This window comes from Pantoea sp. B9002, from assembly GCF_013385945.1.
Lineage (GTDB): Bacteria > Pseudomonadota > Gammaproteobacteria > Enterobacterales > Enterobacteriaceae > Pantoea.
Window position 1 is genome coordinate 12,553 of record NZ_JACAPA010000046.1, and the last position, 13,356, is coordinate 25,908.

Sequence of the window (13,356 nt, forward strand, 5' to 3'; positions counted from 1 at the left end):
ATATTCTCAGGCCCATCACGTCAGATTTTCTGACGACGATTTTTACTGGAAACCCGCGTGCGTGCGGTCTGTCCGCCACGCTGACACAGGAGATGCATGGTGTCTGAATTGTCGCAACTTTCACCCCAACCGCTGTGGGATATTTTTGCCAAAATCTGTTCCATTCCGCACCCTTCTTACCACGAAGAAGCACTGGCCGAACACGTTGTAGGCTGGGCAAAAGAGCAAGGTTTTTGGGTTGAGCGCGATCAGGTTGGCAACATCCTGATTCGTAAACCCGCTACCGCCGGTATGGAAAAACGCACGCCGGTGGCGCTGCAGGCGCACCTCGATATGGTGCCGCAGAAGAACAATGACACGGTGCACGACTTCACCAAAGATCCAATTCAGCCGTATGTTGATGGCGAATGGGTGAAAGCGCGCGGCACCACGCTGGGCGCGGATAACGGCATTGGTATGGCGTCTGCGCTGGCGGTGCTGGCTGACAACAGCCTGATTCACGGTCCGATTGAAGTGCTGCTGACCATGACCGAAGAGTCCGGTATGGACGGCGCCTTTGGTTTACAGCCGAACTGGCTGCAGGCCGACATTTTGATCAACACCGACTCGGAAGAGGAAGGTGAGATCTACATGGGTTGCGCCGGTGGTATCGACTTCATCACCACCTTGCCGCTGACGCGTGAAGCAATTCCTGCGGGCTATGAAACCCTGAAGCTGACGCTGAAAGGCCTGAAAGGCGGTCACTCCGGTGCCGACATTCATCATGGTCTCGGCAACGCCAACAAGCTGCTGGCACGCTTCCTGGCGCTGCACGCGCGTGAACTCGATGTCCGTCTGATCGAATTCACCGGCGGTACGCTGCGTAACGCCATCCCGCGTGAAGCTTTTGCTACGCTGGCGATCGACAGCCATAAGGTTGATGCACTGAAATCTGCTGCGGCACATTTCCAGGCGACGCTGTTGAACGAGTTAGGCATTAAAGAGAAGAACATCGCCGTGGTCACCGAATCGCTGGCGCATCAAGGCCAGGCGCTGAACGCTGACAGCCGCGATCGCTTCCTTAACCTGCTGAACGCTACGCCAAACGGCGTGATCCGTAATTCCGACGTCGCAAAAGGCGTGGTGGAAACCTCGCTGAACGTCGGCGTGGTGACCATGGATCAGGATAATGCCGAAATCATCTGCTTGATTCGTTCACTGATCGATACCGGTAAAGATTGGGTGGTTGAAGTGCTGACCTCGCTGGCCGATCTGGCCGGGGCGAAAAGCGCACCAAAAGGCGGCTATCCGGGCTGGCAGCCTGATGCCGATTCACCGGTTATGGCGCTGACGCGTAAAACCTATGAAGCGTTGTTTGGCAAAACGCCGAACATTCAGGTGATTCACGCCGGTCTGGAGTGTGGTCTGTTCAAAAAGCCGTATCCGAACATGGATATGGTTTCGATTGGCCCAACCATCACCGGCCCGCATTCGCCGGATGAGCAGGTTCACATCGAAAGCGTGGGCCTGTACTGGAAACTGCTGACCGCGCTGCTGAGCGTGGTGCCAGAAAAAGCGTAATCTCTTCGCAGACCACAGCCTTCCATTTTCCAGGTGCGCATGAATGCGCACCCTACAAAATTCGTAGGGTCGTCATTTATGGCGACCTGGTTTCACAGCACAATCCCCTGATAATCTCGCTTACCGCCTCCTGATTACCCCAACTCTTGCCTGCCATGCAGATTTAGCCGCCGTCACGTCCAGATGTCTGGATGGCTAATAAGATTTCGTGCTAGCTTATGCCCTTTCGTTCGTTGCCGAGAGTGATGGTTCAGGAAAAAATGCCCCCAACTCAACTAATTAAAGGCCCGGCTCAATGAGTGCGATCAACCGCCTGGAGATGCGTAATATCTCCATTGCCTTTGGCGGTTTCGCCGCGCTCGCGCAGGTGGATTTTCTGACCGAAGGCGGCTCGGTGCACGCGTTAACGGGCGCTAACGGTGCCGGAAAATCTACGCTGATGGCGGTGCTGGCCGGTGCACACGATGATTACAGCGGTGAGATTCTGCTGGATGATGTGCCAGTCACCATTCGCTCACCGCGCGATGCCAAAAAACTCGGCATTCATCTGGTGCAGCAGGAAGTGGATGTGGCGCTGGTGCCACAGCTCAGCGTGGCCGAAAACATTCTGCTCGATCGTTTAGCCGAACCGGGTCACGCCTACAACTGGCGCGAGATTCGCCGCCAGGCGCGTACGTTACTGGCGCAGCTGGAAGTGAACATCGACGTCAACCGTTTGGTGGAGCGTTGCTCGCTGGCGGAGAAGCAGCAAATCCTGCTGGCGCGCGCCCTGTCCCATCACTGCCGCTTCCTGATCCTGGATGAACCCACCGCCCCGCTCGATCAGCATGAGAGCGAGCGCCTGTTTACCGTGGTGCGTCGCTTGCAGTCCAGCGGCATTGGCGTGGTGTTTATCTCGCACCGCATTCACGAACTGAAAGCGATTTGCGACCGCTTAACGGTGCTGCGCGATGGTCGTCTGATCGAAAGCAGCCCGATGGCGGCGCTAAGCGGTGAGCAGATCGTGGAAAAAATGCTGGGACATCGGCTCGATGATGTTTTTCCGCCGCGTCGCGCCCGTACCACTCAACCGCTGCTGCTGTCGGTGGAAGGCTTACACGACGATCGCTTACTGCAGGAAATTTCGCTGCGTCTGCATAAAGGGGAAATCCTGGGCATTGCTGGTCTGGCGGGCGCCGGTAAAACCGAGCTGTGCAAAGCGCTGTTTGGTGCCAGTAAAAGCCGCGTGACGCAGGGCGAACTGCACGGCAAACCGTGGCGACCGCGTTCACCGCATGATTCAGTAGAAAACCGCATGGCGCTGGTCCCGGAAGAGCGCCGCAAAGAGGGCATTTTCATCGATGAACCGGTGAGCATGAACCTGAGCATCAGCGCCGATAACAGCTTCTCGCGCTGGAGCCTGTTTGGTCATCGCCAGGCGTGGCGCTGGGCGGAAGAGGTGATTCAGCGCCTGAATGTGCGTACCACCGGACCGGGGCAAATCCTGCGTCGTTTGTCGGGCGGCAACCAGCAGAAAGTGGCAATTGGCAAGTGGCTGCGCAACAACGCCGATGTGCTGATTTTTGATGAGCCAACCAAAGGCGTCGATATCAAAGCCAAAACCGATCTGTTCACGCTGATCGATGGCCTGGCGCGCGAGGGCAAAGGCATCATTTATGCCTCGGGCGAGTTTTCTGAATTGGTCTGTCTGTGCGACCGCATTTGTGTGCTCTGGGATGGGCGCATTGTGGCAGAGATGGAGGGCAACACCGCCACAGAAGAGGCACTTTTGCTTTATTCCACCGGAGGAACACCTGCGTGAGCAGCAAAGAACTATCCCTAAACTCGCAGCCTTCTCTGCGCCATCAGCTGTTTGATTTCCTCTATAAGTGGGGCATGTTGCTGACGGTGGTGATTTTGATTGCCGCATTTGGTCTCGCTTCAGACAGCTTCCTCGAACCGACCAACATCATCAACATCCTGCGCTCCATCGCCATCGTCACGGTGATTGCGATTGGCGTGTCGATTTCGCTGACCATTGGCGGCTTTGACCTGTCGGTGGGATCCACCGCATCGCTGGCCAATGCGCTGGTGATTTCGCTGTTCGTCTGGCACGGCTTTGGCACCACCGAAGCCATCATTATTACGCTGCTGCTGTGTACGCTGGTTGGCTTGTTCAACAGCTTCCTGATTGTGGTGCTACGTATTCCCGACATGCTCGCCACTCTCGCCACGCTGTTTGTGATTCAGGGCGTGGCGATGACCTACAGCTTTGGCGGTTCCATCACTGAGAATATGGTGCTGCCGAGCGGTGACATGGCCGAGGGCACCATTCCTGCGGCCTTTGGTCTGCTCGGCCAGGTGCCGACCATCGTAATTATCATGCTGGTGGTCACCATTGTGGCGCAGCTGGCGCTATCGCTGACTAAGCACGGCCGTCGTATGTATGCGCTGGGCGGCAATCCGGAAGCGGCGCGTCTCTCCGGCATTCGTACCACGCGCTATCGCGTACTGGCGTATGTGCTGGCTTCGCTGCTGGCCGGTTTGGGCGGCATTCTGCTGGCGTCACGCATCGGCTCTTCACAGGTGAATGCCGGCGGCGGTTATCTGATGGATGCCGTTGCCGCAGCGTGGATCGGCTTCTCGCTGGCCGGTTCGGGCAAACCGAATGCGCTGGGTACCTTGGTGGGCGCCATCATTCTTGGTGTGTTGCAGAACGGGCTGGTGATGTTGTCGGTGCCCTATTACGCGATGGACATTATTAAAGGTCTGGTACTGGCGCTGGCGCTGGCGATGACTTACATCCAGCGCCGTTAAGGCGCGTTTAATCAGAAAGAGATCATAATGAAAAAAATTACCCTTTCGCTGCTGGCGGTTAGCCTGCTCAACGCCAGCGCCGCCTTCGCCGATGCCGCAGTGCCTGCGGTTATCGCCAACCATGAAGGCCCGGTACGCATCGCCATCATCCGCAACCTGGGTTCGGACGATAACACTACGCAGTTTGTCGCCGGTGCGATTCAGCAAGGCCGCCAGTTGGGCTTTAAGGTCAGCACTTTCCTCAGCAATGGCGACGATGCGCGCTTCCAGGATTTCGTGAACCAGGCGATTAGCCAGAAATATGACGGCATTATCCTGTCGCACGGTAAAGATCCCTACTCGACTGCGCTGGTGCAGCGTATTGCCGCAGCGGGCATCAAGCTGTCGGTGTTTGATACGCCGGTTAATACGCCGGTAGAGGGCGTCACCGTGACGGCGCAGAACGATGCTTCGCTGGCACAGGAATCGCTCGGCAGTTTAATCAAAGACTTCAACGGTAAGGCGAATATCGTCAAGCTGTGGGTGGCTGGCTTCCCGGCGATGGATCGTCGTCAGGTAGTGTATGAGAAGCTGCTGAAAGAGAATCCGGGCATTCATCAGCTGGAATCGATTGGCGCGGTTTCTTCCGACGTTCAGGGCGATACCGCCAACAAGATTGGCGCGATTCTGGCGAAATACCCGAAAGGCAAGATCGATGCGATCTGGGGTTCGTGGGATGCCTTCAGCCAGGGCGCGTATAAAGCCCTGCAGGAGAATGGTCGTACCGAGATCAAACTGTACAGCATCGACGTATCCAATCAGGATCTGCAGTTGATGCATGAAAAGAACAGTCCGTGGGTACAAACCGTGGCGGTGGATCCGAAAACCATTGGCGCGGTGAATATGCGTCTGGTGGCGAACAAGATTGCAGGCGAAACCACACCGGCGACTTACGAGTTTAAAGCGTCTTCAATTTCTCAGCAGCAGCTGAACAGCCAGCAAGGCGCGGTCAATGTGGCGTCGCTGAATAAGATCATTCCAGGCTGGGGCGAGAACAGCGATTTCATCGCGCCGTGGTTTGCGACGCTGGAAGCGAAGTACGGTAAGAAGTAGTTTTCCCTCACCCTAACCCTCTCCCACATGTGGGAGAGGGAACCGATCGGCGCTGTCTTCTCGCTTTCATGCTGGCGGGAAAGGAAACCGATCGGTGCGGTTTGTTTTCTCCTTCTCCCGCTTGCGGGAGAAGGCCGGGATGAGGGGCAGCGCGCACAATCTCACAACCCCAACACCAACTGCCGCTCCAGCTGCGGATCCACCATCGTGACATGCAACCCCACCAGCCGCACGCCGCGCCCTGCTCTGCGTTCATCCCACGCCTGACGCGCCACCGCGATCATGTCGTCTTTATTCAGCACCGGCCAAACGTGCTCCTGCGTGGTTTGCTGGAAATCATTGAACTTAAGTTTCACGCCTTGTCGCGCGATCTGCTTATCCGGCTTGATAGCGGTTAAGCGGCGATCCAGCTCGGCATAGAGAAAATCAATAATCTCCAGACACTGCTCCCAGCTGTGGATGTCTTCCATCAGCGTGCGTTCAACGCCGAGCGATTTGCGTTCCCGCTCAACCACCACATTGCGCTCATCCACGCCGTTGCTGCGTTCCCACAAGATGCGGCCAAACTTGCCAAAGCGTTTAAGCAGTAACGCCAGATCGGCGCGCTGCACATCGGCGCAGGTGCGCAAGCCCATCTCTTCCAGCTTTTTGGTCGCCACTTTACCCACGCCAGGAATTTTGCTCAGCGGCAGCGTCAGTAAAAAATCAGACATCGCATCAGGCGTAATCACATATTGCCCGTTGGGTTTGTTGAGATCGGAAGCGATCTTGGCGAGAAACTTGATCGGCGCGATCCCGGCGGAAGCGGTTAACCCGGTTTCACGCAGGATATCGGCGCGAATCGCCTGCGCCATTAATGTCGCCGAGCCATGACAGTGCAAGCTATCGGTAACATCCAGATAGGCTTCATCCAGCGACAGCGGTTCAATCAGCGAGGTGTAACGCGAGAAGATGTCGCGGATCTGGCGGGAGGCTTCTTTATAAGCATCAAAACGACCAGGCAGCAGCCGCAGATGCGGGCAGAGTTTCAGCGCCATGCCGGTTGGCATCGCGCTGCGCACGCCATATTTACGTGCCGGATAGTTCGCGGTGCTGATCACGCCACGCCGTTCACGGCTGCCGCCAATCGCAATGGGGATATCGCGCAATGACGGGTCATCGCGCATTTCCACCGCTGCGTAAAAGCAGTCCATATCGACATGAATGATTTTCACGTTTGCCACTAATCCAGTATCAATCGAGACCTCATTATAATACTGGATATTTGTACAGATGCAAAAGTGTTGGCTTGCTAAATTGCAGGATTAAAACAGGCGACGAATCTCCATTCCCTGATCGTTTCTTTTAATCTCAAGCCGTTTATTTTGCGGATGCTGAGCGATACCGAGTTCGCCGAACATATCGACCTCGTAGCCTAAAGCACGCTTCAGCAAATTGAGCAGGCGATTACGTTTAGGAATTAATGCAGGCAGATAATCGCCCCACACTTCAAACAAAATGGCAGGATAACCCGAGCTTTCCAGCCAGTGCCGTGCACCTTTGAGCACTTCTAATTCGAGCCCTTCAACATCGATTTTAACCAGGTGCGCCGCCGGTAATTTCAGGCTATCTAAGGTGGCGATGCGCACGGATTCACTGCTGGTGAAGTCGGTGCTAAGCATCTTCTGCTGCGCACGAATATCGGCATCCAGCGACAGCGCCCCGACATTTACTTCGGTTTGCATATCCAACACCGGAACGTCAATTTCACCGTTCACATCACCAATCGCCATTTGCATAGCATGGCAGTGAAACAGCTGATTGCTGAACAGGTTGGCGCACAGTTGATAGAACACCTGACGTTGCGGCTCGAAGGCATACAAGGTGCCACCTTTGGCGCGAATGTGATCGCCCATCGGCACCGACCAGGCGCCTAAATTTGCCCCCACATCGACCAATACCGGACGCTCAATACCTTCAATAAGTAACTGAGCAATTTGCAGCGTGGTGGGCTCCCACGCTTTGCCGCTGCGTAAGTGTGCATTGATCATGTCGGGACCAGACGACAACATATAGTGCAGGTTATCTACCTGATAAAGAGACGGGCGCGCTGGAGTTTCCATTAATATTTACCTGTTGAAAATGACCGGCGCAGTATAGGTACGTGATTTTTTTCAACACCCAAGACATGTCTTATTCATCGTCAGGATTAAATGGTTTTAAAGCGCAGCGCAAAAAAGCGATTTTTTTGTTCCTCTAATTAAAGTTTACAAATTAGTGGTCGTATTCCTTTTAGGAACGCGCCATTTTCTCGGACACTGGCTTGATTAAAAGCCAGACAATGTTAATGTTGCGCTGCGATAGCGGATATTTCCGATAATGCAATACCCGGACGCACAGCGTCATCGTCTCTCTTCACATCAAGGTATCTACAGAATGGGCAGAATCGCATTAACGCTTGCGATGATTCTTATGCCGGTCCTTAGCTGGGCAATGAACCCCGAGCCTACGCAACCGCTGGCTCCGGTGAGCAAAGAGTTAAAGAAACAACTAATTGGCACCCCCGTTTTTATTCAGATTTTCAAGGAAGAGCGTACGCTGGAACTGTACGGCAAAATCGGGAATGAATATCGTCTACTGGACAGCTATCGCATCTGTAATTTCTCTGGCGGTTTAGGACCTAAACGTCGTCAGGGCGATTTCAAAAGTCCGGAAGGTTTTTATAACGTCAAGCTGAACCAGTTAAAACCGGATAGCCGTTTTTATCGCGCTATTAATACCGGTTTTCCCAATCAGTACGATCGCGCTAAAGGCTATAACGGTAACTATTTAATGATTCACGGTGATTGCGTGTCAGTGGGCTGCTACGCAATGACGGATGCATCGATGGATGAGATCTTCACCTACACCAACGCCGCGCTGCGTAATGGTCAGCAGGAGATTCAGGTCAATATCTATCCGTTCCGCATGACCGACAGCAACATGCAGCGTCATAAATATTCGACCTACATTAAATTCTGGCGTGAACTGCAGCCGGGCTATGCGTACTTCGCTAAGTACCGTGTGCCGCCAACCGTGAACGTGACGGCCACCGGCCAATATGCGGTGAACAGCACGCCGGTGATCTCTACACCGGATGCTGCCTCGAAATCATTCCTGGCGCTCACCCAGGCAAAATAATGCCCACTCGCCTGGCACTATCCGGTGCCAGGTTTCGTTACCCGTCAGCGGTTGCGTAGCAATCACCGTCACCACATCTTGCGGCGTAGTCTGCTGCTGAAAATCAATCTCCACATCCTGATCGAGCAACGTGGCTTTGCCAAACGGCGCACGGCGCGTAATCCAGTAGAGATTGGTCGAACAGAACGCCATCAGATAGCGCCCATCCGATAACAGCATGTTGAACACGCCCTTCTCACGCATTTCTGCTGCCAGCTCGGCAATGTAGCGGAACACCGCCGGCCAGTTGCCAGGCGTGCGCGGATAGCGCTCGGTCAGTTTGTGCAGCATCCAGCAGAACGCTTTCTCGCTGTCGGTTTCACCAATCGGACGGAATGGCCCGGTATCCAGCTGACGATAACCTTTAAGCTGACCATTGTGTGCATAGGTCCAGTTGCGGCCCCACAGCTCACGCGTGAACGGATGGGTATTTTCCAGCGACACTTCACCGCGATTCGCCTGGCGGATATGCGCCACCACCGAATGCGATTTGATCGGGTATTCCTGCACCAAACGGGCTATCGGCGAGTTAAAGCTCGGCTGCGGATCTTTGAAGGTGCGGCACCCTTTACCTTCGTAGAAAGTGATGCCCCAACCATCTTTGTGCGGCCCGGTTCCACCGCCACGCTGCACCAGACCGGTAAAACTGAAACAGATGTCCGTGGGGACATTGGCGCTCATCCCGAGCAATTCGCACATAGCAACCGCCTTAAGTTAGATCCTCTCGCGCGCGGCGAGAGGAACGCATCATTACTTAACCATCTCTTTTTCAATCAACAGCATCAGGATATGGATCACTTTGATATGGATCTCCTGAATGCGGTCGGCATAGCCAAAGTGCGGCACACGAATTTCAATATCCGCTGAACCTGCCATCTTGCCGCCATCTTTGCCGGTCAGGGTAATCACTTTCATGCCCTTAGCGCGCGCAGCTTCCACCGCTTTGATGATGTTGGCAGAGTTACCGGAGGTAGAAAGCCCCAGCAGCACATCGCCTTCACGGCCTACCGCTTCGATATAGCGCGAGAACACATAGTCATAGCCAAAATCGTTGCTCACGCAGGAGAGATGGCTGACATCAGAAATGGCAATCGCCGGGTAGCCAGGACGGTTTTCACGGTAGCGTCCAGTCAGCTCTTCAGCAAAATGCATGGCATCGCAGTGCGAGCCGCCGTTACCGCAGGAGAGCACCTTGCCGCCCGCTTTAAAGCTATCGGCCAGCAGAACTGCGGCGCGCTGAATCGCGTGAATGTTGGCTTCGTCACTCAGGAACGTGTTGAGCGTATCGGCTGCTTCATTGAGTTCTGAGCGAATAATGTCCTGATACATAGAGATGTCCTTTAGAGGAAAGATTGACCCGGCAAGTTTAACGGAATGGGGCTAAGCCGCAAAGCGCCTGCCATAAGGAAAAGCGCGGCGTCTCGAGGAAGTTTGGCAGTTGTTGCGCATCGTGCAACGAATTTGTGAGATGTGTTGTAATTGCGATGTAAACAGATTGATAAATTTTGCCCCATATTCTAAACCTACACCCATAACAGGTCAGACCTCTTACTACTTATGGAGTGGTTCATTATGTTGGTTGCCTCAATCGTTGCGACGCTAATCCTGCTTAGCGTGTTGTTCTACCACCAAATTTCGCTTCAGCTGAGCAGCGTGATTCTGCTGCTGTGGACCGGCGCGCTGGCGGCCGCTGACATATGGACGCCGTGGATGTTGCTGCCGCTGGCGATCATTCTGCTGCCGTTTAACCTGCCGGTGATGCGTCGCAGCCTGTTCTCGAAACCGGCGCTGCACAGCTTCCAGAAAGTGATGCCGCCGATGTCGCGTACTGAAAAAGAGGCGATCGACGCCGGCACCACATGGTGGGAAGGCGATCTGTTCCGCGGCAAACCGGACTGGCAGAAGCTGCACAACTATCCGCAGCCGCGCCTGACCGAAGAGGAGCAAGCCTTTATCGACGGCCCGGTAGAAGAAGCGTGCCGCATGGCGAACGACTTCGAAATCACCCATGAAATGGCCGATCTGCCGCCGGAACTGTGGGCATATCTGAAACAGCATCGCTTCTTCGCCATGATCATTAAGAAAGAGTATGGCGGCCTGGAATTCTCCGCCTATGCGCAGGCGCGTGTGCTGCAGAAACTGGCGGGCGTCTCCGGCATTCTGGCGATCACCGTCGGCGTTCCAAACTCACTCGGCCCAGGCGAACTGCTGCAACATTACGGTACCGATGAGCAGAAAGATCATTACCTGCCGCGTCTGGCGCGCGGTGATGAGATCCCGTGCTTTGCCCTGACCAGCCCGGAAGCGGGTTCTGATGCCGGTGCAATTCCCGATACCGGCGTGGTGTGCATGGGCGAGTGGCAAGGCCAGCAAGTGCTGGGCATGCGCCTTACCTGGAACAAGCGCTATATCACGCTGGCACCGATTGCCACCGTGCTTGGCCTGGCGTTTAAACTCTCCGATCCGGATCACCTGCTGGGCGATACCGCAGAGCTCGGCATCACTTGCGCCCTGATCCCAACGCACACGCCTGGCGTGGAGATTGGCCAGCGCCACTTCCCGCTCAACGTGCCGTTCCAGAACGGTCCAACGCGCGGTAAAGACATTTTCGTGCCGATCGATTTCATCATCGGCGGCCCGTCAATGGCCGGGCAAGGCTGGCGCATGCTGGTGGAGTGTTTGTCTGTCGGTCGCGGCATCACGCTGCCTTCGAACTCAACCGGCAGCGTGAAAAGCATTGCGCTGGCGACCGGTGCCTATGCGCATATCCGTCGCCAGTTCAAAGTCTCCATCGGCAAGATGGAAGGTATCGAAGAGCCGCTGGCGCGCATTGCCGGTAACGCTTACGTGATGGATGCCGCCGCGACGCTGATCACCAGCGGCATTATGCTTGGTGAAAAACCGGCGGTGCTGTCGGCGATTGTGAAGTACCACTGCACCCATCGCGGTCAGCGCGCCATTATCGACGCGATGGATATCGCCGGCGGTAAAGGCATTATGCTGGGCGAAAACAACTTCCTGGCGCGTGCTTATCAGGGCGCACCGATCGCCATCACCGTGGAAGGCGCTAACATCCTGACGCGCAGCATGATCATCTTCGGCCAGGGCGCGATCCGCTGCCATCCGTGGGTGCTGGAAGAGATGAACGCCGCAGCGAAAAACGATTTGGTGACCTTTGACCGCGCGCTGTTCAGCCATATTGGCCACGTAGGCAGTAATAAAGTGCGCAGCCTGTGGCTGGGCTTAACCGGCGGCCGCACCAGCGCCACGCCAACCCGCGACGCCACGCGCCGCTACTATCAGCACCTCAACCGTTTAAGCGCCAACCTCGCGCTGCTGTCAGATGTATCGATGGCGGTGCTGGGCGGCAGCCTGAAACGTCGTGAACGTATCTCGGCGCGTCTCGGCGATGTGCTGAGCCAGATGTATCTGGCCTCCGCCACCCTGAAGCGCTATGACGATGAAGGCCGCAACGAAGCCGATTTGCCGCTGGTACATTGGGGCGTGCAGGATGCGCTGCATCAGGCTGAAGTGGCGATGGATGATCTGCTGCGCAACTTCCCGAACCGCATGGTGGCCGGTGCGCTGCGACTGGTGATTTTCGCCGGTGGTCATCACTGCCCGGCACCGTCCGATAAACTGGACCACAAGCTGGCGAAACTGCTGCAGCTGCCTTCTGCGACCCGTACCCGTTTGGGCCGTGGTCAATATCTGGCACCAAGCGCACATAATCCTGCAGGTCAGCTGGAGCAGGCGCTGCAGGATGTGATGGCCGCCGAAGTGATTCACGATCGTTTATGCAAGCAGCAGAAAAAACATCTGTCGTTTACCCGACTGGATGCGCTGGCGCAACGTGGTCTGAAAGAGGGCTGGATTGATGAGAGCGAAGCGCAGGTGCTGATTCGTGCTGAAGCCAGCCGCCTGAAAGCGATTAACGTCGATGATTTCGCGCCGGAAGCGCTGGCGGTGCCAAAGCCGCAGACGAAATCCAACCCGCGGGCCAGTGAAGCCGCATAAAACATAAAAGCCTCCGCTGGGAGTAATGCCAGTCAGTTAAGCCTGACTGGCATTTTTTCTTTTGGCTGTCGGGTACTTCCAGGGCCTCTCTTTCTCCACTCTCGGGAATGACCTCTCCCGTCGCCCCGGCAGTTTGACTATCTGCGCTATCGCGCCCACATTTTTCACCAGTTCCGGGATCCGCCCCGGTAACGCGCCCTCAAGCGTCCAGAGCAGCTTCATTACCCAGGCCGCAGACTCGCTGAAGCTCAGCTGATTAGGCCAGTATCACTTAAGCGTCGACGCCATTTTTATCATCTGATATCTCACCAGATTATACGCAAGCAGCACGCCCCATAGCTCCTGACGCACCATCTCCGGTTTTTTGCTGCGCAGCGTCAGCCGGTTATTCTGCAGCCCCTGCTTGATTTCCCGATACCGGAGCTCTCTACTTCGGCAACGGCGCGCACGGCGGCTTCACTGCAGCTGAGTTTGGTGGCGGCGTTCTTAAAATCCTGATCGTTCAGCGTCTGCGACATAACGAATATCCTGTTTGTGTCGTACGTCTTGCGCGAAAGGGGGTTGTTCGTTGAGATTCTATATCTCTCGTTGTTGTGTTAACAACGCCAATAGCAAAGCGTGATCGTAAAAGCTTTATTGATTATCAACTCTAATTATTTCTGGTCCTGATAATCTGAGGAATGTAACATAAAC

Annotated in this window: 11 protein-coding genes and 1 pseudogene; 6 read left to right on the forward strand and 6 right to left on the reverse strand. The window is 55.3% G+C overall.

Annotation, left to right across the window (positions count from 1 at the left end):
• Window positions 1-99: 99 nt before the first annotated feature.
• The 4 genes from pepD to HX773_RS20400 all read left to right on the forward strand — a co-directional run bounded on the left by pepD (window position 100) and on the right by HX773_RS20400 (window position 5,448).
• Window positions 100-1,560, forward strand: a complete 1,461-nt coding sequence (gene pepD, locus HX773_RS20385; RefSeq protein ID WP_176973091.1) for a beta-Ala-His dipeptidase — start codon at window positions 100-102, stop codon at window positions 1,558-1,560.
• Window positions 1,561-1,855: 295 nt separating this feature from the next.
• Window positions 1,856-3,361: a sugar ABC transporter ATP-binding protein gene (locus tag HX773_RS20390; protein ID WP_176973050.1), complete on the forward strand. Its 1,506-nt coding sequence runs from the start codon at window positions 1,856-1,858 to the stop codon at window positions 3,359-3,361.
• The gene (locus tag HX773_RS20395; RefSeq protein ID WP_101762520.1) at window positions 3,358-4,356 is read left to right on the forward strand and encodes an ABC transporter permease; all 999 of its coding nucleotides are present in this window, start codon (window positions 3,358-3,360) and stop codon (window positions 4,354-4,356) included. The genes HX773_RS20390 and HX773_RS20395 overlap by 4 nt, the downstream gene beginning before the upstream one ends.
• Before the next feature lie 27 nt (window positions 4,357-4,383).
• Window positions 4,384-5,448: a sugar ABC transporter substrate-binding protein gene (locus HX773_RS20400; protein ID WP_176973051.1), complete on the forward strand. Its 1,065-nt coding sequence runs from the start codon at window positions 4,384-4,386 to the stop codon at window positions 5,446-5,448.
• Between the two features lie 161 nt (window positions 5,449-5,609).
• Here the strand turns inward: HX773_RS20400 and dinB are convergent, their stop codons facing one another.
• Window positions 5,610-6,662, reverse strand: coding sequence for a DNA polymerase IV (dinB, locus tag HX773_RS20405; protein WP_370463626.1), 1,053 nt, complete (start codon window positions 6,660-6,662; stop codon window positions 5,610-5,612).
• A gap of 90 nt (window positions 6,663-6,752) precedes the next feature.
• On the reverse strand, window positions 6,753-7,550 hold the full coding sequence (locus HX773_RS20410; RefSeq protein ID WP_176973052.1) for an FkbM family methyltransferase: 798 nt from the start codon (window positions 7,548-7,550) through the stop codon (window positions 6,753-6,755).
• Between the two features lie 313 nt (window positions 7,551-7,863).
• Between HX773_RS20410 and dpaA the strand changes: the two genes are divergently transcribed.
• Window positions 7,864-8,607 carry a peptidoglycan meso-diaminopimelic acid protein amidase gene (gene dpaA / locus HX773_RS20415; RefSeq protein WP_176973053.1) on the forward strand — a complete coding sequence of 248 codons (744 nt, stop codon included), beginning with the start codon at window positions 7,864-7,866 and terminating at the stop codon, window positions 8,605-8,607.
• Here dpaA and HX773_RS20420 read toward each other — a convergent pair.
• Window positions 8,578-9,345 carry a class II glutamine amidotransferase gene (locus HX773_RS20420; RefSeq protein WP_008108933.1) on the reverse strand — a complete coding sequence of 256 codons (768 nt, stop codon included), beginning with the start codon at window positions 9,343-9,345 and terminating at the stop codon, window positions 8,578-8,580. The two genes, dpaA and HX773_RS20420, sit on opposite strands and share 30 nt — an antisense overlap.
• Window positions 9,346-9,396: 51 nt before the next feature.
• On the reverse strand, window positions 9,397-9,975 hold the full coding sequence (lpcA, locus tag HX773_RS20425) for a D-sedoheptulose 7-phosphate isomerase (protein WP_176973054.1): 579 nt from the start codon (window positions 9,973-9,975) through the stop codon (window positions 9,397-9,399).
• Window positions 9,976-10,218: 243 nt separating this feature from the next.
• Here lpcA and fadE point away from each other — a divergent pair, with 243 nt between their 5' ends.
• Complete coding sequence (gene fadE / locus HX773_RS20430) at window positions 10,219-12,663, forward strand: acyl-CoA dehydrogenase FadE (RefSeq protein WP_176973055.1); 2,445 nt, start codon at window positions 10,219-10,221, stop codon at window positions 12,661-12,663.
• A 36-nt stretch (window positions 12,664-12,699) separates the two neighbouring features.
• Here the strand turns inward: fadE and HX773_RS26005 are convergent.
• A pseudogene (locus HX773_RS26005) lies at window positions 12,700-13,089 on the reverse strand (IS4 family transposase); the annotation flags it as partial.
• Window positions 13,041-13,181: a hypothetical protein gene (locus tag HX773_RS20435; protein WP_176973056.1), complete on the reverse strand. Its 141-nt coding sequence runs from the start codon at window positions 13,179-13,181 to the stop codon at window positions 13,041-13,043. The gene HX773_RS20435 and the pseudogene HX773_RS26005, both read right to left, overlap by 49 nt.
• Window positions 13,182-13,356 lie beyond the last annotated feature (175 nt).